Origin of the sequence: Phreatobacter cathodiphilus, from assembly GCF_003008515.1 — a bacterium.
Taxonomy (GTDB): Bacteria; Pseudomonadota; Alphaproteobacteria; order Rhizobiales; family Phreatobacteraceae; genus Phreatobacter; species Phreatobacter cathodiphilus.
In genome coordinates, this window is record NZ_CP027668.1 from 4,425,758 (window position 1) to 4,448,034 (window position 22,277).

The following is a 22,277-nucleotide window of genomic DNA, read 5'->3' on the forward strand; positions in this document are numbered from 1 at the left end:
GTTTTTTCGTCCGCACGGCGAGTCTTCGGGATGATTTTGGGTGTGGTGCTCGCCGCCAGCCTGGCCGCGCCGGCCGAGGCGCAGAAGCGGCAGAACACCGTCCGCTTCGCCTATGACCAGGTGCCGGAGAACGTCGATCCCTTCTTCAACAACGTCCGCATCGGCGTCATCATCGCCCATCAGGTCTGGGACACCCTGATCTACCGCGACCCGAAGACCAACGAGTACAAGGGCCAGCTCGCCACCGCCTGGCGTTGGGTCGACGACAAGACACTCGAGCTCGACCTGCGCCGCGGCGTCAAGTTCCACAACGGAGTCGAGTTCTCCGCCGACGACGTGGTCTATACCCTGAACTTTGTCTCCAACCCGGCCAACCGCTCCACCACCCAGTCGAACGTCAACTGGATCGAGCGTGCCGAGAAGGTCGACAGCCACAAGGTGCGCATCATCACCAAGCGCCCCTTCCCCGCCGCGATCGAATATCTCGCCGGCCCCATCGTCATCCATCCCGCCGCCTATTACGAGCAGGTCGGCCCCAAGGGGATGAACGAGAAGCCGGTCGGATCCGGCCCCTATCGCGTCGTCGAGCACCAGATTGGCCGCTCCATCACCCTGCAGCGCAATCCCGACTATTTTCGCGACGGGCCGAAGCCGCAGCCGCAGATCGAGCGCATCGTCATCCGCTTCATCCCCGACCGCCAGACGCAGGTGGCCGAGATGCTCTCCGGCGGCCTCGACTTCGTCATGAACATCGCCCCCGACCAGGCGCAGCAGATGCGCGCCGTGCCGACTCTGCAGATCGTCTCCGGCGGCACCATGCGCATCGTCTTCCTGAACTTCGCCACCACCGAGCGCTCGCCCGCCCCGCAACTGCGTGACGTGCGCGTCCGCCGCGCCATCGCCCATGCCATCGACCGCCAGACCATGGCGCGTCAGCTTGTCGGCGAAGGCTCGCAGCTCATCAACGCCATCTGCTTCCCGGCCCAGTTCGGCTGCGACGCCTCGCAGGCCCCGGTCTACGAGTACAATCCGGCCAAGGCGAAGGAACTGCTGGCGGAGGCGGGGTTCCCCAACGGCTTCGACATCGACCTGCACTCCTACCGCGAGCGCAACCAGGCCGAGGCCATGATCAACTACCTGCGTGCCGTCGGCATCCGCGCCACGCTGCGCTTCGGTCAGTACGCCGCGATGCGCGAGCAGATTCGCTCCAACCGTGCCGGCATGGCCCACCAGACCTGGGGCTCCTTCTCGATCAACGACGTCTCGGCCTCGACGCCCGTCTACTACAAGGGCCTCGACGACGACATCTCGCGCGATCCCAAGGTGATCGAGCTGCTGGAGCGCGGCGATTCCGTCACCGATCCGCAGCAGCGCATCGCCGCATATCGCGAGGCCCACAAGATCATCATCGAACAGGCCTATTCGGTCCCGCTCTACAATCTCGTCACCTTCTATGCGGCGTCGAAGGATCTGGAATTCGCCGCCTATCCGGACGAGCTGCCGCGCTTCTGGGAGATGCGCTGGAAGTGATGCTATGATCCGGCCGCGGGGCGTCATGCGCCGCGGCCGGACACGGCAGCTCCAAGGCGCCTTATCGAATGTTTAATTACACGCTCAAGCGGCTCGCATTGGCCGCTCTCGTCGCATTGGCGGTGTCGGCGCTGGCCTTCGTGCTGCTCCGCCTGTCGGGCGACGTCGCCATCGCCATCGCGGGTGAAGGCGCGCGCGCCGAGGACATCGCCGCAGTCCGCCAGCAATACGGGCTCGACCGGCCCCTGGTGATCCAATATCTCGACTGGCTCGGCCGCACGCTGCAGGGCGACTTCGGTCAGTCCCTCTATTTCCGGACCTCGGTCTTCGATCTGATCGTTACCAAGATCCAGACGACCCTCGTCCTCGCGGTCCTCGCCATCGCCTTCGCCCTGGCGCTCTCCGTTCCCTTGGGCGTCATGGCGGCGGTCTGGCAGAACTCCTGGATCGACCGGCTCTGCCTGTGGATCGCGGTCGCCGGCCAGGCGCTTCCCAACTTCTTCTTCGCCCTCTGCCTCGTGATGGTCTTCTCCATCGGCCTCGGCTGGCTGCCCGTCTCCGGTGCCGACGGTTGGGAGCATTTCATCATGCCGACGGTGGCCCTCGGCTACTACGTCACGCCGCCTTTCATGCGGCTCGTCCGTGCCGGCATGATCGAGGTTCTCGGCGCCGACTACATCCGCACCGCTCGCGCCAAGGGCCTGCCAGCCTCCACAGTGATCCTCCGCCACGGCCTGCGCAATGCGCTGGTGCCGGTGGTGGCGCTCACCGCCGTGCAACTCGGCTTCCTCCTCGGCGGCTCCATCGTCATCGAGACGGTCTTCGCTCTCGACGGCCTCGGCTACCTCGCCTACCAGGCCATCTCCCAGAAGGACTTCCCGGTGATCCAGGCGGTGCTCATGCTGCTCTCGGTCGGTTATGTCGTGCTGACGCTGGTGGCCGATCTCGTCAATGCCTGGCTCGATCCCAGGATCAGGGTGGGCTGACATGAGCGACATCGCCGAAACCCCCGCGGTCGCCGTGGTGCCGCCCTCTCGCTTCAAGCGGCGCGCCCTCAAGCACAAGGGCCTGATGATCGGCACGCTGATCTTCACGGTCATCGTGCTGATCGCCCTGCTGGCGCCGTTCGTCTCGCCGCACGACCCCTATGCCCAGGATCTCAACAACCGGCTCGTGCCCCCGGTCTGGTACGAGCGCGGATCCTGGCTGCATCCGCTCGGCACCGACAATCTGGGCCGCGACTATCTCTCCCGCACGCTCTACGGGGCGCAGATTTCGCTACTGATCGGCATGTCGGTCATGCTCATCTCGGGGGCGATCGGCACGGCCCTCGGCCTCGTCGCCGGCTACTTCGGCGGCCGGATCGACCTCCTCGTCACCTTCATCATCACCACCCGCCTCGCCTTGCCGGTGGTGCTGGTGGCCCTCGCCGTGGTCGCCATGGTCGGTGGGACGCTCGGCATCGTCATCGCCGTGCTCGGCCTGCTCAAATGGGACCGCTTCGCGGTGGTGATGCGCTCGGCGACACAGCAGGTCCGCTCGCTCGACTTCGTCGAGGCGGCGCGTGCCAGCGGCGCCAGCCAGTTGCGCATCATCCTGAAGGAGGTGCTGCCCAACGTCATGCCGCATCTCATCGTCGTCGGCACGGTGGAAGCGGCGAGCGCCATTCTGCTTGAGGCGGCCCTGTCCTTCCTCGGTCTCGGCGTGCAGCCGCCGCTGCCCTCCTGGGGGCTGATGATCTCGGAGGCGAAGAACTTCATGTTCTTCTCCTTCTGGCTCATCGCCATCCCGGGCGCGGCCCTCGCCCTGCTGGTGCTCGCCATCAACATGATGGGGGACGGCCTGCGCGACGTGACGGCTCCCGACAGCCGGTCCTGAACGGAGCCGAGCGCCCGCCCGCGCATGCCACCCTGTCCGCGCGCGCCGTGGCGAAAGCCGGCGGTCGCGCTAATCTGCCGCCGACACGTCCTGTGAAGAGACATCCATGACCCGCGCCTCCGCCATTGCCGCCGCCCACCAGATGTTCGACGACGGCAGCCTGAAGGAGATCTTCGCCCGTCGCATCGCCATCCCGACCGAGAGCCAGAACCCGGCTCGCGCACCGGATCTCGCCCGCTACCTGACCGAGGAAATGCAGCCCTCGCTGGAAGCCATGGGCTTCTCCTGCCGCATCCTCACCCACCCCAATGCCAAGGGCCCGTTCCTCCTCGCGGAGCGGATCGAGGACCCCGCCCTCGTCACCGTCCTGGGCTACGGCCATGGCGATGTCATCGCCGGCCTCGAGGGCAAGTGGAAGGAGGGCCGTGATCCCTGGACGCTCGATGACACCGGCGACACCTGGTACGGCCGCGGCGTCGTCGACAACAAGGGCCAGCATGCCATCAACATCGAGGCGCTGCGCTGCGTGCTGAAGACCCGCGGCAAGCTCGGCTTCAACGTCCGCTACCTCATCGAGATGGGCGAGGAGGTGGGCTCCGCCGGCCTCCACGATCTCGCCCGCGACAACCGCGATCTCTTCCTCGCAGACATTCTCATCGGCTCGGACGGCCCGCGCATGACCGCCGAGCGGCCGACGCTCTGCCTCGGCTCGCGCGGCGCCTATCGGATCGATCTCACCATCGACGCGCGCGAAGGCGGCCACCATTCCGGCAACTGGGGTGGGCTCCTGTCCAACCCGGCGGTGCGGCTCGCCCATGCCATTTCCACGATCATTGGCCCGACGGGGCAGGTGCGGGTCCACGAACTCCTGCCGAAGGAGATGCCGGACTCGGTGAAGCGGGCGCTCTCCGACATCGAGCCTGCCAGCATTCCCGGCGGCCCTCAGATCGAAACATGGTGGGGCGAGCCGGGCTTCACGCCCGCCGAGAAGGTCTATGGCTGGAACACCTTCGAGGTCCTGGCGCTGGGCGCCGGCGACATCTCCAACCCGCAGAATGCCGTGCCGCCGGCGGCCAAGGCCGTCTGCCAGATCCGCACCGTCGTCGGCTCCGATCCCGACGGCTTCATCCCCGCCATCCAGCGGCATCTGGCCCGCCACGGCTTCCCCGACGTCCAGGTGACGAGCGGCCGCGACATCGCCTTCAAGGCGACCCGCACCGATCCCGATCATCCCTGGGTCCGCTGGGCCGCCGCCTCCATCGCCGAGACCACCGGCAAGAAGCCGGCGGTCATTCCCAATGCGGGCGGGTCGCTGCCCAACGACGTCTTCGCCGAGATCATCGGCATGCCGACCATTTGGGTACCGCACTCCTATCCCGGCTGCTCGCAGCATGCCCCCAACGAGCACGTGCCCTCGGCCCTGGTCCGCGAGGCCATCGGCCTCATGGCCGGGCTTTACTGGGACCTCGGCGAGGGCACGCACCCGAAGCTGGCGCGCTGAGCGCCGGGACAGGGGAGGGGCCCCGATGAACACGGTCGACCGGATCGACGTCGCCATCGTCGGCGGCGGCATGGTGGGGACAGCTACGGCGCTCGCCTGCCTCGCCCGCGGTCTCTCGGTGACCCTCGTCGATCCCGGCGGCATCCGCAACGCCGCGAGTTACGGCAATGCCGGTGTCATCTCACGCGGCTCGCTCTTCCCCGTGGCCGGCCCTGGCGTGCTGAAGAAGCTGCCTCGGTACGCCCTCAACCGCGACGTCGCCATCCGTGTCGACTACGGCTCGCTGCTCGCCGTTGCGCCCTGGCTGGTCGCCTTCATGCGCCGCTGCAACGAGGCCTCGTGGCGCGAGGCCGCCGCGGCGCTCGATCCGCTCTGCGCCGCGGCCTATGACGAGCACTGGCGCATCGCCGGCGAGATCGGCGCCCGCGACCTGATCGTGCGGCGAGGCTGGGTGAAGCTCTACCGAAGCGAGGAGGCCTTCGCCGCCGGCGCGCTGGAGCGCGAGCTCCTCGGCCAGCACAAGGTCGCCTTCGAGGTGATCGACGGCGCCGAACTGCCGCAATTCGAACCGGCGCTGAAGCGCCGCTACGCCAGGGCCGTCTGGCACACCGAGACGGGCTCGGTGCGCGATCCGGGCGCCCTCGTCCAGGCCTACGAGGCGGCCGCCGTCCAGCGCGGTGCCACCCTCGTCGCGGCGCGGGCGAGGACCGTCGAGGAGGACGGTGACGGCGCGAAGGTCCTGCTCGAAGGTGGCGGGGAGGTCCGGGCGAAGACCGTCGTGATCGCCGCCGGCGCCGCCGCCCACGACCTCACCCGCATGATGGGCTATCGCCTGCCGCTCGCCGCCGAGCGGGGCTACCATCGCCATTTCGCCGATGCCAGCGAGCACAAGCTTTCCCGCCCGATCCACGACACCGGCGGCGGCTATGTCGTCTCGCCAATGAATGCCGGGCTTCGCCTGCTCTCGGGCGTCGAGCTCGCCCGCCGCGAGGCGCCCGCGAACTTCTCCCAGATCACCGCCGTCGAGGCCGACGCGCGCCGCACGGTCGCGATGGGCGACAGCGTCGAGCCGGCTCCCTGGCACGGCGCCCGGCCCTCGACCCCCGACGGCCTGCCGGTCATCGGCAGGGCGCCGCACCATCCCCATGTCGTCTTCGCTTTCGGCCACGGCCATATCGGCCTGTCGACCGGGCCGATCACCGGCCGTGTCGTCGCCGACATCGTCACCGGCGCGACCTCCGCCGTGCCGATCACCCCCTTCTCGCCGGGGCGGTTCTGATCCGCCCCCGTGTCCGTGTGATCCCAGACATGCCGACATCGGACATTGCCAGCGACAGGCGGCCGGCTAGAGTTGCGGACAAGGCGGGCGGCATGACCCGCAAACCAGAGGTGTGACCACGATGTTGAAGCGGATGATCGTCGCGGCCGGCATGGCCGCCGGCTTGATGGCGGGTGCCCTGGCGCCGGCCGGTGCGCAGACGGTGGAATGGCGCGGCGGCTCCATCGGCGGCGGCTGGTACACCATCGTCTCGGGGGCGGCCAAGCTCCTCGAGGACAAGATCCCGGGCATGACCATCAAGGCCGTTCCGGGCGGCGGCGCCGCCAATCCGGTGGCCGTGCAGCAGGGGCAGGCGCAGCTCGCCATGTCCATCGACATCTTCGCCGCCATGGCTGCGTCCGGCACCGGCACCTATCAGGGCCGCCCTGCCGCCGACAAGCTGCGGATGATCGGCCAGTCCTTCGGCGACACGCCCTATCACTTCATCCGCGCCCCCGGCCAGACCATGGACATTGCGACCCTGTTCAAGGAGGGCCGCAACATCCGCTTCGGCGGCGCCAACAACGGCGCGACCGACGAGATCGCCCTGCGCTGGCTCCTCGCCGTCTACGGCCAGACCTATGACAGCCTGCGCGCCCGCGGCTGGCGCTTCCAGCTCGCCGCCTACGGCGACCTCGCCGCCGCCTATCGTGACGGCCAGCTCGACTACGCCTTCTTCGCCCTCGGCCTGCCCGGCTCGGCGGTGGTGGACATGGCCACCGGCCGTGACGGCGAGATTCTCGACATCCCGCAGGACGTGATGGACGCCTTCAAGCAGCGCCACGGCATGGGCTCGGGCGTCATCCCGGCAGGCACCTACCCGCGCTTCCAGGGCACGCGCGAGGTGAAGACGCTGGTGATGGCGACGACCCTCGTCACCTCGTCCGACGTGTCCGAGGACATCGTCTACAAGATCACCAAGGCGATCTGCGAGAACGTCGCGGAGCTGCCGCGCATCCATGGCTCGCTGAAGGACTATCGTTGCGAGACGGCGATCGCCAACCGGCCCGTCCCGGTCCACCCCGGCGCGCTGCGCTACTATCGCGAGCGCGGCTGGGTGCAGGGCTGATCCACCTCGGTTGAACAAGGCCCGGGCCACCGCCCGGGCCTTCACCTTTGGGGCTGCCGCCGGCCCGCCTCTTCACTCGGATATCTCGCCATGCGCGAACTCAAGGGGCCGGTTTTCTGGCTCGCGGCCGCCGTTGCCGTCTCCGCCTCGCTCTTCCATCTGCTGACCGGCGGCTTCGGCTTCCTGGAGCCGCGCGAGCAGCGCTCCGTCCACCTGCTCGTGCTGCTGCCGCTCGCCTTCATCCTCTATCCGGCCGGCGAGACCTCGCCCAAGGATCGCCCCAGCGTCGTGGATTGGCTGCTCTCGGCCCTCGCGGTTCTGCCGAGCCTCTATTCCTACGGCTGCGCCAATGGCGGGCGCTACTGCGCCTCCATTATCAACCTGCGCTTCGAGACGGTCGATCCTGTCCATCCGGTCGAACTCGTCTTCGGCGTCATCGCCATCGTCCTGGTCGTCGAGGCCCTGCGCCGGGCGGTGACGCCGGTGCTCGCGGGCCTCGTCGCTTCCGGCATTCTCTATCTCTTCGTCACCGAATACATGCCGGGTATCCTGCATTTCCGCGACATTCCGGCGACGCAGATCGTCGAGACCATGTACCTGTTCAACTCGAACGGCATTTACGGCTCGATCACCGGCATCTCGGCCACCATGGTCGCCATGTTCATCATCTTCGGCGCTTTCATCGAAGGCTCTGGCGTCGGCATGCTGTTCCACAATCTCGGCATGAAGGTCGCGGGCCGGCAGGCCGGCGGGCCCGCCAAGGTCGAGGTCGTCTCTTCCGCCATGTTCGGCACGATCTCGGGCTCGTCCGTCGCGAACGTCTTCGCCACCGGCTCCTTCACCATCCCCGCCATGATCAAGCTCGGCTACCGCCGCCAGTTCGCGGCCGGGGTCGAGGCCGCCTCCTCGGTCGGAGGGCAGATCATGCCGCCCGTGATGGGGGCGGGAGCCTTCATCATGGCCGAGATCACCAACATTCCGTACCAGACCATCGCGCTGGCGGCGATCGCCGGCTCGCTGCTCTACTTCTTCATGATCCTCATCAGCGTGCATTTCGAGGCGCGGCGGCTGCGCCTCACCGGCTGCGACCCCGACGAGATCCCGACCTGGAGCTTCGTGCTCCGCGACGTCCACCTGCTCATCCCGGTCTTCGTCATGATCGGCGCCATGGCTATGGGCTATTCGCCCTCCTTCGCCGCTTTCTGGGGGATCATAGCCGTCTGGCCGTCCTCCTGGTTGCGCGTCCACACCCGGCTCTGGCCTGCGGACATCCTGCGCATGCTGGCGAACGGCGGGCGCAACATGGTGGTGGTGGCGCTCGCCTGCGCGGGCGCCGGCATCTTCGTCGCCTGCCTCACGGTCACGGGCATGGTGATCTCCTTCTCCACCATCGTGACGGGCCTAGCCGGCAACAACCTCTACATCGCCGGCGTCCTCATCGCGATCACCGTGCTCATCCTCGGCATGGGTGTGCCGACCACCGCCGCCTACATCATCGGCGCGGCGATCGGCGCGCCCATCCTCCAGCAGTTCGGTGTGCCGGTGCTCGCCGCCCACATGTTCGTCTTCTACTTCTCCATCCTCGCCGACGCGACGCCGCCGGTCTCCGTCGCCTCCTACGCGGCGGCCTCCATCGCCCGCTGCAGCCCGATGGCGGCGGGTGTGGTCGCCTTCCGCCTCGCCATCGCCGGCTTCGTCGTCGGCTTCTCCTATCTCCATTCCAGCGCCCTACTGCTGCAGGACTCGTGGTTTGAGATCATCGGCGAGTTCATCGCCAACGCCTTGGGACTGACCCTGCTCGCGGCCGGCTTCTTCGGCTTCTTCCGCGCGCCGCTGCCCGTGGCGCTGCGCCTGCCGCTGATCCCGCTCGGCGTCATGGCGACGCTCTTCGACCCCATACCCGTGTGGTGGCGGGTCGCCATCGTCGCCGGCATCGCCGTCGCCCTTTACCTCGGCCAGAAGGCGGCCGCCGGCCGTGAGGAGGGCGTCCTGGCCAACGAGGCCGCGGTCAGGGCCGAGGCGCGCCTCGCGCGGGAGACCTCCCCCACATGATCATCGACCGCATGCAGGTTCGGCTCACCCGCTGGCCCCTGAAGATGACCCGCAAGCACGGCGTCGGCGACGTCGCCGACACGCTTCCCGGTGTCGTCGTCTCGCTCCACACGAAGGACGGGCTCACCGGCTGGGGGGAGGCGGCGCCCTGGTCCGTCTTCTCGGGAACAGCCGAGGCGGCGGTCGCCGCCCTCGACGTCTATCTGCGTCCGCTGGTGATCGGCCGCGACCCGCGCCGGCTCGCCCGCATCATGGCCGAGGCCGACCGCACCATCGTCGGCCACCCGGAAGCCAAGATGGCGCTCGACATGGCGCTGCACGACCTCTTCGGCCAGGCGGCGGGTGTGAGCGTCGCCGAACTACTGGGCGGCGTCTTCCGCGAGAGCATCCCGCTCTCGGTCTCCATCGCCAATCCCGACTTTGACGCCGACCTCGACTTCGCGCGCGCCCGTCTCGCCGAGGGCATCCGCCTGTTCAAGGTGAAGACCGGCTTCTCCACCCATGCCGAGGACATGAGCCGGCTCGACCGGCTCGCCGCCATGCTGCCCGCCGACGCCTCGCTCCGCATCGACTACAACCAGGGCCTCGCCGCGGTGGACGCGATCCGGACCCTTCGTGACGTCGAGGCCTTCCGTCCCGCCTTCATCGAGCAGCCGGTGGCGCGCGACCGCCGCGACGCCATGGCCGAGATCGCCCGCGCCCTCGACACGCCGATCCTCGCCGACGAGAGCGTCTTCTCGCCCGAGGAGGCGGTCGAGTGCGTGCGGTCGCGCTTCGCCGACGCCGTGTCCATCAAGCTCATGAAGGCCGGCTCCTTCGCCAAGGGCAAGGCCATCGCCGCCATCGCGCAGGCCGCCGGGATGCCCTGCTATGGCGGCACCATGTACGAGGCGGGCATCGCGCTCACCGCCGGCATCCATTTCGCCGCGTCGACCCCGGCCATGACCCTGGGGGCGGAGTACTATACCTCCGCCTTCGTGCTCGGCACGGAAATCCTGAAGGAGCCTGTGCGGCTGGAAGCCGGCGCCTCCTGGCTACCAACCGGGCCGGGCCTCGGCATCGCTGTCGACGAGGCGGCGCTGAAGGGCGCGACCATGGAGGTGCGGGGGTAGGTCCACGCCCGCTCTACGGTTCAGCCCGAAACGAAATGCCCGGCACAAAGGCCGGGCATGAGCACCATCTGCCGGTCGCGATGGGGGCTTACGCCACCGCTTCCTTCGATTTCTCGGCGCGCTTGCGGTCGTTGGGGTCGAGATGGACCTTACGCACGCGGATCGACTTCGGTGTCACCTCGACCAGCTCGTCGTCCTGGATCCAGGCGAGGGCCTTCTCCAGCGTCATGCGGATCGGAGGGGTGAGGCGCACGGCCTCGTCCTTCGAGGTGGTGCGGATATTGGTGAGCTTCTTGCCCTTCAGCACGTTCACTTCGAGATCGTTGTCGCGGTTGTGGATGCCGATGATCATGCCGCGATAGACCTTCACGCCGGGATCGATGATCATCGGCCCGCGGTCCTCGAGGTTCCACATGGCATAGGCGACGCTCTCGCCGATGTCGTTGGAGATCAGCACGCCGTTGATGCGGCCGGCGACCTCGCCCTTGTAGGGCTCGTAGGCCTTGAACAGGCGGTTCATGATGGCCGTGCCGCGCGTGTCGGTGAGCAGCTCCGACTGGTAGCCGATGAGGCCGCGGGTCGGGGCGTGGAATACGAGGCGCAGGCGGTTGCCGCCCGAGGGCTTCATCTCGACCATCTCGGCGCGGCGCTCGCTCATTTTCTGCACGACGACGCCGGAATGCTCCTCGTCGACGTCGATGAGCACCTCCTCGATCGGCTCCAGCGTCTCGCCGTTCTCGCCCTTCTGGAAGACGACCCGCGGACGCGACACGGCGAGCTCGAAGCCCTCGCGGCGCATGGTCTCGATGAGGATGGCGAGCTGCAGTTCGCCGCGGCCGGAGACGAAGAAGGAATCCTTGTCGGAGCTCTCCTCGATCTTCAGCGTGACGTTGCCTTCGGCCTCCTTGAACAGGCGGTCGCGGATCATGCGGCTCGTCACCTTGTCGCCCTCGGTGCCCGCCAGCGGCGAGTCGTTGACGATGAAGCTCATGGTGACGGTCGGCGGATCGATCGGCTGGGCCTGGATCGCTTCGTCGACGCTCGGGTCGCAGAACGTGTCGGCCACGGAGCCCTTGGACAGGCCCGCGATGGCGACGATGTCGCCGGGAATGCCCTCCTCGATCGGCTGACGCTCGATGCCGCGGAAGGCGAGGATCTTCGAGACGCGGCCGGTCTCCACCACCGAACCGTCGCGCGCCAGAACCTTGATCGACTGGTTCGGCTTCACCGTGCCGGACGAGATGCGGCCGGTGATCATGCGGCCGAGGAAGGGATTGGCCTCGAGCAGCGTGCCGAGCATGCGGAACGGGCCGTCACCGACATTCGGTTCCGGCACGTGGCGCAGCACGAGGTCGAAGAGGGGAGCCAGGCCCTGGTCGATCGGGCCTTCCGGCTTCTCCGCCATCCAGCCCTCGCGGCCGGATCCGTAGAGGATCGGGAAGTCGAGCTGCTCGTCGGTGGCGTCGAGGGCGGCGAAGAGGTCGAAGACCTCGTTGATGACCTCGACGTGGCGGGCGTCGGGCCGGTCGATCTTGTTGATGGCGACGATCGGCTTGAGGCCGATCTTCAGCGCCTTGCCGACGACGAACTTCGTCTGCGGCATCGGCCCTTCCGCGGCATCGACCAGCACGATGGCGCCGTCCACCATGGAGAGGATGCGCTCCACCTCGCCGCCGAAATCGGCATGGCCGGGCGTGTCGACGATGTTGATGCGCGTGTCCTTCCAGACCACCGAGGTCGCCTTGGCGAGAATGGTGATGCCACGCTCCTTCTCGAGGTCGTTGGAGTCCATGACGCGCTCGGCGACGCGCTGGTTTTCGCGGAACGAGCCCGACTGCTGCAGCAGCTTGTCGACGAGGGTGGTCTTGCCATGATCGACGTGGGCGATGATGGCGATGTTGCGCATAGACATGGCAGGGGCGTCCGGTCGGGCGAATACGAAAAAGCGGGCTCCGTCGAAATGGCGGCCCGCGTGAACTCTGTTGCGGTGCATCTATAGGAGACGGTCCCACGGCGCAACGGAAACCGGCCGTCGCAGCGCGCGCGGGCCATCTGTCCGCGCTCTCGCAAATTGGGAGGCTCTCGCGGATTGCGAGGCCCAATTGGCGAGAGCAGGCGCGGTCAACGGCGGAAGGCTCCAACGCCTAGCGGCCTGGCACCCGCAGAAGCGCTATATCTTGTGGTGCCGCCCGGTGGTGTTGCTTGGCACCGCCCCTGCAGGAGACAGGATGACCCGGCATCAGGTATTTGCGTCGCCGGTTCAATGGCTCGGACGGGAGGGGACCGCAATCTGCGACCCCTTGAGCGTGGTCTCCTCCCTTCCACTCCGAGCCTTCCTCGCTCCCTCCCTATATCCCCATCCGGCGTCACGCCTCCGTCAAACCACGCATGACGTGACGGAAGTTTCCCGCTAGCTTCTACATTAGAAGCGTTCGCAGCTACTGGCCGAGGCCGCTGCAACACCGGGGAGGTTCGACGCGATGACTCACGACACACCCGCTTCGTCCGGCGACGATACCCCGCCGTCCAGACCGCTCGACCGTCGGCTCTTCGTCTTCAAGACGCTGGCGGGGGCGGCTACGCTGGTCGTTCCCGGCGCCGTCGCCACCTCGCAGCCGGCCGCGGCGCAGCGCCTGCGCGTGACGGACAGCGATCCCAACGATCGCGAGGGCCGCGGCCGCGGCCGTTTCGTCCGTCGCCGCGGCACCGACAGCGATCCCTATGACGATCCCGGACGTGGCCGCGTGCGGGTCATCCGCCGCCGCGTCCGCGTCACCGACAACGATCCCCGGGATCCCCGTGGCCGCGGCCGCGGCTGGTAGGCCCGGCCGCCCGTGACGCTCGCGGCGGATGCATTCGGGCTGGCCTTCGGGACGATGACCGTTCCCGAGGCCTTCGCCTTGCGCGAGGGAGGCGAGGCGCGCCACCTTCCGGGCGGAGACGCCCGCCGGTTCGCGCCGCTCCTGTCCATCGCCGACCTCGATGCCTTCCTGCGGACCGACGCGGCGCGCTCGCCGCGCGTATCGATGGCGGACAGCTCCCGCGACGGCAGCGCCGCCGTTCCCGACGATCTCTTCGCCGACGAGGACGGCCGCATTGACCCGATCGGCCTGTTCCAGCTCTTCGACGGCGGCGCCACCCTCGTCATCTCGCAGTTCCACGAGATGCATCCGCCTCTGGCGCGGTTCTGCCGCGGGCTGGAGAAGCTCTTTCTCCATGCCGTCCAGGCCAACATCTACCTGACTCCGCCGGGCGCGCAGGGGTTTCGCACCCACTTCGACACCCACGACGTCCTCGTCCTGCAGGTTTCCGGACACAAGGCCTGGCGGGTCTGGGGCGACATGCTTCTGCCCCACGCGACCCGCAACACGCCGTGGGACGGAACGGTTCACCGGGCCGATCCCGCCGGTGCCCGCGATGTTCTGCTGGCACCGGGCGACGTGCTCTACGTCCCCCGCGGCGTGGCGCACGACGCGGCGGCCCAGCAAGGCGGCGAGCCCTCCCTCCATGTCACCGTCGGTCTCCTGGAGCCGAGCTGGGCCGACGCGCTGAAGGCGGCCATCGACCAGATGGAGCAGCAACAGCCGGCGTTGCGGCAGTCCTTCCGCACCTGGCGCCTCGCCGACGAGGCGTCGCGCGCCGGGCTCCTGAGTGCGGCGCGCGACCGGCTGGCGGCGGTCGCCACCGAGGAATCACTCGACCTCGTCGCCATGCGCTTCCTCCAGCAGCTCGGCACGGACCGGATACTCATGCCGGGTCGCGGCCTCGTCGCTCCCCGGCCGGAACTCGACGACCGGCTCGTCCTCGCTGATGCCGTTCACCACTACGTCGTCCCCATGGGTGAGGGGGCGGAACTGCGCTGGGCCGGTCCGTCCGTACCTCTGACCGCGGCCGAACTGGTCTGGCTCGAGAGGCTCGGCGAGGGCGCCACCGCGCGTGAGCTCGGGGGCGAGGCGGCCCTCGCCTTCTGCGCGCGGCTCATGGCCCTCGGGCTGCTCGAGCGCGCCTGAGTCGGCGGCTTAGCTCTTCCTTAAACACGTCCGTGCCATGACATACAGGTTGCATGACGCTAGGTCAGGTCGCGTGCCGAAGAGTATCGCCCTCAATCTCCACCAGCCCGCCGCCACGACCATTCTGGTAGCTGACGAGCAGGCCTTTTCGCGCCGGATCATCCGCTCCGTGCTGACGGGTCTCGGACGGGTGTTGGAATGCCGAACCGGGTTCGACGCTGTCGAGGTGGCCGAGCAGCAACGCCCCAGCCTCGTCGTCCTCGGCATGAACCTGTCCGGCCTGGACGGGCTGGAGGTCACACAGCTCCTCCGCCGCGCCGACGGGGGGCTGCAATACACGCCGATCATCATGATCTCCGGCACGCCGACGCGCGCCTCGGTGCTGGGGGCCGTCACCGCGGGCGTCCATGAGTATGTCGCCCGCCCCTTCAGCACGAAGACGCTGAGGACGCGGGCCGAGGCGGTGCTCGCCATGCCGCGCCCCTTCGTGAGGACGCGCGTCTATTTCGGCCCCGTGCCGCGCGCCAAGACGGTGCGGCGCGAGGTGCTCGGCACCGGGGCGGGAGACGCCTCGGCCACCATGATCTGCGGGGTTCACCATTCCCGGGCCGACGAGATGCTCTGTCCGCTCGGCGTGAACTGCCTGTGCCAGGCCTATATCCGGCCTGTGGAAAAGGACATCATCGAGCTCTGAGAGCGAAGGTCAGGCGACTGCCGCGACCTCGGTCGCAGCCTGGCCGGGATCCTGCCGCTGCAACCAGGACACCAGATCTTTCGGAGCCAGAGCCGGGGAGAACAGGTAGCCCTGCATGGCGTGGCACCTCAGGCCCTGCAGGAAGCGCCGTTGAGGTTCTGTCTCCACGCCTTCGGCGACGACGGTCAGGCCCAGGCTTTGCCCGATGCGGATGACGGCCGAAGCCACCGCCCGCGCGTTCTTGTCGCTCTGCAGGTCGCGCACGAAGCTCTGGTCCAGCTTGATTTCGGCGATCGGCAGGGTGGAGATGGAGGACAGGCTGGAATATCCGGTGCCGAAATCGTCGAGGGACAGGCGCACGCCGAGCCCTGCCACCGCCTCCACCGTGGCGAGGGTGGCCTCGCACCTGTCCATCATGACGCCCTCGGTGATCTCCAGCGTCAGCGCTTCGGGCGGCAGGCCCGAAGCCTCCAGGGCCGCCGCGACGATGGCCGGCAGGCGGCTGTTGCGGAAATGGAGCGGTGACAGGTTGACCGAGACCGTGCGGACGGCGATGCCCTGCGCGCGCCATTCGGCCATCTGGCGGCAGGCCTCGCAGAGAGCCCATTCGCCGATGGCTTCGATCAGCCCGCATTCCTCGGCCAGCGCGATGAAGCGCGATGGCGGCACCTGGCCGAATTGCGGATGATGCCAGCGGGCGAGGGCCTCGACCCCGAGAAGGCGGCCGGTCTCGCCGAGGATCTGAGGCTGGTAGTGCAGTTGGAGATGGCCGGCATCGAGCGACTCCTTCAGCGCGCCGACCATGACCAGGCGTTCATGCACCTGCTCGTTCATGCCGGGGCTGTAGAAGCGGAAGGCGCCGCGGCCGGCATTCTTCGCCTCGTACATGGCGGTGTCGGCATGTTTGAGGAGCTCCTCCCGGTCGCGGCTGTCGCTCGGGTAGAGGCTGATGCCGATGCTGCCCGAGGCCGACAGTCCCATGCCGTCCACGTCGACGGGAACCGCCAGGGCCTTCAGCACCCGTTCGGCCACCTGTGCCGCCTGGTCACTGTCGCAATTCCCCAGAACGATGACGAACTCGTCGCCGCCGAGGCGGCTGACGATGTCGCCGGGCCGCACCTGCGCCGTCAGGCGCCGGCCGATCTCCACCAGCAGGGCGTCGCCGGCGGAATGGCCGAGCGTGTCGTTGACGTCCTTGAAGCCGTCGAGATCCAGGAAGAGCAGGGCGATCTCGGAGGAGGGTTCTCGCTGGGCTTCGGCGATCCGCTGGTCGATGGCCTGTCCCAGCTGGCTGCGGTTGGGCAGGCCCGTCAACGTGTCGAAATAGGCGAGCCGGGCGATATGCGCCTTGGCCTCGTGGCGCTCAATGGCGAGAGCGCAAAGATGGATGCAGGCCTCGACCAGGCGCTCGTGCCAGGCGGTTGGACCGCATTTCTCCCTGTAGTAGAAGGCGAAGGTTCCGGCGACCCGGCCGTCCTTCAGCTTGATCGGGCTGGACCAGCAGGCTTTCAGTCCGATCGGCAGCGGCAGCTCCTTGTAGGGAGCCCAGAGCGGATCGGTCTCGATGTCCTCGACCACCACGGGCTCGCCGCGCCAGGCGGCGGTGCCGCACGAGCCGACAGAGGGCCCGACCGGCATGCCGTCCAGGGCTTCGGAGTAGTGGGCAGGCAGGCTCGGGCTGGCGAGAGGCCGCAGCCGCTTCTCACGGTCGACCATGAGGATCGAGCAGATGGTGCCAGGCGCGATGGCTTCCACCTCCCTGCAGACCAGGCTGGCGACGGTTTCGAGTTCCTCCTCGCGGGCAACCGCCTCGAGGACGCGCTGCTGCAGAGCCTGGATTTGCCGTGTCTCGGTGATGTTGGACATGACGCAGACGGCGTTGCACACCTCGCCTGCCGCATCAAGCACGGGGTTGACCGTCGCGGAGACCCAGATCTCCCGGCCGTCCTTGTGATAGGCGATGAACTCCATCATGTCGGTCCGCAGGCCCCGCGACAGGTTGTCGAGGGAGGTCAGCGACTGCAGGTTGGTATGACGGCCGTTGAGCAGCTGGGCGGGAAGCTGGCCGATCAGCTCATCGCGCGAGTAGCCGAAGAGGTCCACGAAGGCGCGGTTCGCATAGACGATCCGCTTGTCGCGGCCGGTGATCTGGACCGCCTGGTCGGTCTCGTTCGCCACCAACGACAGGAGGTAGAGTTCCTCGCGACGGCGCACCTCTTCGGTCACGTCCTTGACGAAGGCGGCGTAATAGATGGTCTCGCCGATGCGGGTCCTCGACAGCGACAGTGCCCCCCAGGCTCGCGTGCCGTTGGGCCGGTCGATCGGCACCTCCACCGTGCTGCCCACGAGCCTGTCGTTCCCGCCGAGCCTGTTGTGGTCGATCTGCCGGTCGTGGTCCTTGCGGGCGTGTTCCGGTACGAGAAGGCGGACGTTCCGGCCGAGGATATCGCTGCGGTCCATTCCCCACAGCCGTTCAGCCGCCGCATTGAACAGCACGACGTTGTTGCAGCCGTCGATCACCACGACGCCGTCGATGGCCTGCTCGATGATGGGCCCGAAGAATCCGATTTCCGCGATGGGCTCGCGCGGGTCTGCCGACATGGGTCCGTCCTGCCTGACGCGGCGCCGGAGCAAGCCGCACATTTGACAGATATTACGAGGGAATTATGCCGAGGTCGTAAACGCCGACCCCAGCGCGTCGCTGCTCGGGCGCGCTTTCCACATGGGTGGTAAACAATTGGTCGCCGCGTGGAGGCGTTCTCTCAGGCGTCGCCGCCGCCGAGGAAGGCCGTGTAGGCGGGGTTGTCGGTCTCTTCCCAGTAGGGATAGCCGAGATCGTCGAGGCGCCTCTGCAACTGCCCGTGCTCGCCCTCCGGCACCTGAATCCCCGCGAGCACTCGGCCGTAGTCGGCGCCGTGGTTGCGGTAGTGGAACAGCGAGATGTTCCAGCCTTCCGACAGGGAGGTGAGAAATTTCAGCAGGGCCCCCGGCCGCTCGGGAAACTGGAACCGGAAGATGCGCTCGCCGTCCATGCCACGCGTCTTGCCGCCCACCATGTAGCGGACGTGGAGCTTGGCGAGTTCGTTGTCGCTCATGTCGAGGACGGGATAGCCGTGCTCGCCAAGCATGGCGAGGATGGCCCGCTTCTCCTCGCCGCCGGCGTCGAGCTGCACGCCGACGAAGATCTCGGCGCGCTCGGGATCGGCGTAGCGGTAGTTGAACTCGGTGATGGCGCGTTTGCCGAGAAGCTGGATGAAACGCCGGTAGCTGCCCGGCTTCTCCGGAATCGTCACCGCCAGCAGCGCCTCGCGCTTCTCGCCGATCTCCGCCCGTTCGGCGATGTGGCGCAGCCGGTCAAAGTTCATGTTGGCGCCGGAATTGATGGCGACGAGTGCGCCGCCGGTTCCTCGTCCCTGCTCCACATAGGCCTTGAGGCCCGCGAGGCTGACTGCTCCCGAGGGCTCGGCAATGGCGCGGGTGTCCTCGAAAATGTCCTTCACCGCGGCGCAGATCTCGTCGGTGCTGACGCGGATGACGCCGTCGAGCAGGCCCTTGCAGAGGCGGAAGGTCTCCTCGCCCGCCTGCCGGACGGCGACGCCGTCGGCGAAGAGCCCCACCTGATTGAGGATCACGCGAGAGCCGGCAGCCATAGCCTCGGCCATGGAGGCCGCGTCGTCGGGCTCGACGCCGAAGACCTTCACCTCGGGTCTCAGGAACTTGACGAAGACGGCGATGCCGGCCGCAAGCCCCCCGCCGCCGATCGGCACGAAGACGGCGTCGATCGGATCGGGATGCTGGCGCAGGATCTCCATGCCCACCGTTCCCTGGCCCGCGATCACGTCCGGATCGTCATAGGGATGGATGAAGGTCTGTCCCTTCTCTGCCTCGATCTGCCGCGCATGCCCGTAGGCCTCGTCGAAGCTCTCGCCGTGCAGGACCACGCGGCCGCCGCGGCTCCTCACCGCCTGGACCTTGATGTCCGGGGTGGTTCTGGGCATCACGATCGTGGCCTTGACGCCGAGCTTCTGCGCGGCGAGCGCCACGCCCTGAGCATGGTTGCCGGCCGAGGCGCAGATGACGCCGCGGTCCAGCGCCTCCCGCGACAGCCCGGACATCTTGTTGTAGGCGCCGCGCAGCTTGAAGGAGAAGACCGGCTGCAGGTCCTCGCGCTTCAGCCGGACCGCCGCCCCCAGCCGCTGCGCCAGCCGCGGCATCGGGTCGAGCGGGCTCTCGATGGCGACGTCGTAGACTCGGGCCGAGAGAATGGCGCGGATATAGTCCTGCATGGCGGGCCGTTCCTTCCGGCACCGCTCCTAACGCGCCGCGGCGGCGGAGGGAACAGCCGCGGCGGCGCATGGCAGGTCGGACGGAGGCGAGGCCCCCCGTCGCAGGCACCGTTCAGCGCGGCGTGACGCTCGCCGGGGCCGGCGCGGCCGGTGCCGGGGAGGTCGGCTGGGCGTCGGCGCGAGGCGCCTGATCGGCCGGGGCGGTCGCCATGGCCGGCGGGGCTTCCTGCCGCGGCAGTTCCGCCGTCAGCGCCCGGACCGGATCGGCGACACCGGCGCCGAGCTTCGGATCGGGAATGTCGGCCTGGCGGGCGGTGGCCTGGAGCAGCCGGCGCAGCGTCGCCGGGTCGGCGTCCGGGTGGCGCTCGAGGATGAGTGCGGCGATGCCGCTGACATGGGCCGCCGCCACAGAGGTGCCCGACGAAATCTGATAGCCGCCGCGCGGGGCCGGAAGGATGATCTCGACGCCGGGAGCGGCCACGGCCACGTGGTCGCCCTGGGTCGCAGCGTTGAACAGCCGGCCCTCGCGATCCGTCGCCGTCACGGCGATGACGTTGGGGTCGGCGGCGGGGAAGGCGATCGGCGCCTCCGGCCCGCCGTTGCCCATCGCGGCGATCATGGCGATGCGCCGGTCTGCCGCCACCTGGATGGCGCGGGCGATCATCGGATCGCGCGGCCCGGCGAAGCTCATGTTGATGACCTTGGCGCCGTTGCGGATGGCCCAGTCCATCGCCTTGACGATGTGGAAGCTCGTGCCGGTGGAGCCCTGGGTCTGGCCCGGCGCGAAGGCGCGCACGGCGAAGATGTCGGCGCCCGGCGACACGCCGAGGAGCTGGCGCTGGGCGACGATGGCGCCGGCCATGCCGGTGCCGTGCTCATGGGCGCGGAACTGGCCGCCCACCGCGTCGAAGCTTTGGGTGATGCGGCCGGCGAGTTCCGGATGGGCGGCGTCGACGCCGGAATCGATGACGGCGATGGCGACGCGCTGGCCGCGGGCGATCTGGTGTGCCTCCGACAGGCGCAGCGCCTCCACCACATATTGCAGCCGCTGGTCGCGGCCCGCCCGCATGGCATTGGCCGATTGCAGGCGGACGCGGAATTCCGGCCGCTCGAACACGTAGTTCGGCTGGATATAGGCGAAACCGACCGCCTGCTGCATGGCGCGAATGGCCGCCGGCACGGTCTGCCGGTTCGGCACCCGGTAACGGTGCATGACGGCGCCGACGACTTCCGCGGTCTCCCGCTGCAGGAGCCTCAGGTTGAAGCGGCGTTCCACCTGGCGGATGGCGTCACGCGGCGCGTCGGGCGCCATGATGAACAGCACCTCGCCGGCGACGAAGCGGCGCTCCTCGGCCGGCGGCAGGCCAGGAGGTTCGCCCGCGGCGCTACCCGCGCGCTCGTTGGCCCGCGCCTGCTCGATGATCGACAGGATGGCCGGCACCGCGATGGCCGCCGCTGCGGCGCCGATGATGGCATTGCGTCCGCCGCCGCCGCCGAAACCTCCGCCGCCGGGAAGCCCGGGGGGCAGGATGCCGCCGGGGCCGCCGGGAATGCCGCCGCCTCCCACAGCCGCGCCGATCATCGGGGCGATGACGCCGAGGGCGGCGGCCGCTCCGGCACCTTGATCCTGTTGCTGACCCTGCTGCCGGTCGCGGGCGTTGCGCCGCGCATTGGCCCGGCCGGGCTGTTGCTGCGGCTCGGCATGGCTGGGGGCCACGCCCATGATCGCGCCGAGCCCGCCGAGGGCCCCTGGAAGCCCGCCCGGCTGGGCGGCGGGGGCAGCCTGCTGGCCGCGACGGGTGGCGCGCGGCGCCTGTGACGTCGGCAGGCCACGCCGCTGCGCCGCTGCGCCCGGCCGGCCGCGATCGCTGCCCCGGCCGGCGTTCTGCGCCCCGCCGAGGGCCCGCAGACCGGCGCCGAGATCGAACTGCGCCGCGGCGCTGCGGACGTCGTATGCGACCAGCGTCGCCGTCCCGAACAGGGCGGCGACGAGGCCGGCGAGGACGCGGCTCTTGGGCGTGCGGGTGCTGGACATGGGATCCCTCGAGGCAGATCGGCAGCTTGCCTTAGGGCCGGTTTGTTTCCAACAGGCGCCGGCATGGTCCTCGAAATGTTGCCGGCCGCGGCGCCGCCGCGCTCACAGATAGGGCGGGGTGCAGGCGCTGACGACCTCGCACGGGACGTCGCCGGGATTGCGGAAGCGGTGCGGCCGCGTGCTGTCGAAGAGATAGGCCTCCCCCGCCTTGAGCACCCGCACCTCGTCGCCGACGGTCACCTCCAGCGTGCCGGACATGACGATCCCACCCTCGCGCGAATGGTGGGAGAGCATGTCGGCGCCGGTGTCGGCTCCCGGCTCGTAGCGCTCGTGCAGGATCTGCAGCTTGTGGGCATGGGCGTCGCCGATCTGCCGGAACACCATGCGCCCCGCGCCCTGCTGCATCGAGCCCGGCAGGATGGAGGTGAGATCGACCAGTTCTCCGGCTGCGAAGAACACCTTGTCGGCGCTCGGCCGCGGCGGCGTGAAGAAATCGACGAAACTGATGGCCAGCCCGTCCAGCACCTTGCGCAGCGAGGCGACGGAAGGGCTCGACTTGTTCTGCTCGATGGTGGCGATCAGCCCGTGCGGCACGCCGGCCCGCGCCGCGAGGTCGCGCTGCGACAGCCCCGCTCCGGTCCTCAGTTCCCGCAGGCGTGCTCCGACGTCGAAATCCACCGCGCATGCCTCCCCTTTGCTGCCGGGCCAACATAGTTGCCCTGCATTTTCCCGTCTGCTCAAAATTTTGAGCGAGCGCTACTGATCCGCCATCCGTCGTGGACCGAACCGGAG

At 68.6% G+C, this 22,277-nt stretch carries 16 protein-coding genes; 11 read left to right on the forward strand and 5 right to left on the reverse strand.

Annotated elements, in window-relative coordinates:
* Positions 1-30 precede the first annotated feature (30 nt).
* From C6569_RS21285 to C6569_RS21320, 8 genes are all read left to right on the forward strand, one after another.
* Entirely contained in the window at positions 31-1,530 is a 1,500-nt protein-coding gene (locus C6569_RS21285; RefSeq protein ID WP_215905774.1) for an ABC transporter substrate-binding protein, read from the forward strand.
* A gap of 68 nt (positions 1,531-1,598) precedes the next feature.
* Positions 1,599-2,516: an ABC transporter permease gene (locus C6569_RS21290; RefSeq protein ID WP_106750742.1), complete on the forward strand. Its 918-nt coding sequence runs from the start codon at positions 1,599-1,601 to the stop codon at positions 2,514-2,516.
* Between the two features lies 1 nt (position 2,517).
* Positions 2,518-3,408 (forward strand): ABC transporter permease, encoded by an 891-nt coding sequence (locus tag C6569_RS21295; RefSeq protein WP_245898187.1) that lies wholly within the window; start codon positions 2,518-2,520, stop codon positions 3,406-3,408.
* 106 nt (positions 3,409-3,514) lie between these two features.
* Positions 3,515-4,909 carry a M20 family metallopeptidase gene (locus C6569_RS21300; protein ID WP_106750744.1) on the forward strand — a complete coding sequence of 465 codons (1,395 nt, stop codon included), beginning with the start codon at positions 3,515-3,517 and terminating at the stop codon, positions 4,907-4,909.
* A gap of 25 nt (positions 4,910-4,934) precedes the next feature.
* Positions 4,935-6,188, forward strand: a complete 1,254-nt coding sequence (locus tag C6569_RS21305; protein ID WP_106750745.1) for an NAD(P)/FAD-dependent oxidoreductase — start codon at positions 4,935-4,937, stop codon at positions 6,186-6,188.
* Positions 6,189-6,309: 121 nt separating this feature from the next.
* Entirely contained in the window at positions 6,310-7,296 is a 987-nt protein-coding gene (locus C6569_RS21310; RefSeq protein WP_106750746.1) for a TAXI family TRAP transporter solute-binding subunit, read from the forward strand.
* 90 nt (positions 7,297-7,386) lie between these two features.
* Positions 7,387-9,348, forward strand: coding sequence for a TRAP transporter permease (locus tag C6569_RS21315; RefSeq protein WP_106750747.1), 1,962 nt, complete (start codon positions 7,387-7,389; stop codon positions 9,346-9,348).
* Positions 9,345-10,460 carry an enolase C-terminal domain-like protein gene (locus C6569_RS21320; protein WP_106750748.1) on the forward strand — a complete coding sequence of 372 codons (1,116 nt, stop codon included), beginning with the start codon at positions 9,345-9,347 and terminating at the stop codon, positions 10,458-10,460. Before C6569_RS21315 ends, C6569_RS21320 begins: the two co-directional genes overlap by 4 nt.
* 88 nt (positions 10,461-10,548) lie before the next feature.
* Here C6569_RS21320 and typA read toward each other — a convergent pair whose 3' ends face one another.
* Positions 10,549-12,372, reverse strand: coding sequence for a translational GTPase TypA (gene typA / locus C6569_RS21325; protein WP_106750749.1), 1,824 nt, complete (start codon positions 12,370-12,372; stop codon positions 10,549-10,551).
* A 568-nt stretch (positions 12,373-12,940) separates the two neighbouring features.
* Between typA and C6569_RS21330 the strand changes: the two genes are divergently transcribed.
* From C6569_RS21330 to C6569_RS21340, 3 genes are all read left to right on the forward strand, one after another.
* Positions 12,941-13,282 carry a hypothetical protein gene (locus tag C6569_RS21330; RefSeq protein WP_106750750.1) on the forward strand — a complete coding sequence of 114 codons (342 nt, stop codon included), beginning with the start codon at positions 12,941-12,943 and terminating at the stop codon, positions 13,280-13,282.
* 54 nt (positions 13,283-13,336) lie between these two features.
* Entirely contained in the window at positions 13,337-14,470 is a 1,134-nt protein-coding gene (locus tag C6569_RS21335; RefSeq protein WP_106750751.1) for a cupin domain-containing protein, read from the forward strand.
* A 73-nt stretch (positions 14,471-14,543) separates the two neighbouring features.
* Positions 14,544-15,164, forward strand: coding sequence for a response regulator (locus tag C6569_RS21340; RefSeq protein WP_181313850.1), 621 nt, complete (start codon positions 14,544-14,546; stop codon positions 15,162-15,164).
* 9 nt (positions 15,165-15,173) lie between these two features.
* On the opposite strand, the gene C6569_RS21345 is transcribed toward C6569_RS21340, so the two are convergent.
* From C6569_RS21345 to C6569_RS21360, 4 genes are all read right to left on the reverse strand, one after another.
* Positions 15,174-17,765: an EAL domain-containing protein gene (locus C6569_RS21345; protein WP_181313851.1), complete on the reverse strand. Its 2,592-nt coding sequence runs from the start codon at positions 17,763-17,765 to the stop codon at positions 15,174-15,176.
* A 161-nt stretch (positions 17,766-17,926) separates the two neighbouring features.
* Positions 17,927-19,450 (reverse strand): threonine ammonia-lyase, biosynthetic, encoded by a 1,524-nt coding sequence (gene ilvA / locus C6569_RS21350; RefSeq protein WP_106750754.1) that lies wholly within the window; start codon positions 19,448-19,450, stop codon positions 17,927-17,929.
* 112 nt (positions 19,451-19,562) lie between these two features.
* Positions 19,563-21,485 (reverse strand): S8 family peptidase, encoded by a 1,923-nt coding sequence (locus C6569_RS21355; RefSeq protein ID WP_106750755.1) that lies wholly within the window; start codon positions 21,483-21,485, stop codon positions 19,563-19,565.
* 102 nt (positions 21,486-21,587) lie between these two features.
* Positions 21,588-22,163, reverse strand: a complete 576-nt coding sequence (locus C6569_RS21360; protein ID WP_106750756.1) for a cupin domain-containing protein — start codon at positions 22,161-22,163, stop codon at positions 21,588-21,590.
* Positions 22,164-22,277 lie beyond the last annotated feature (114 nt).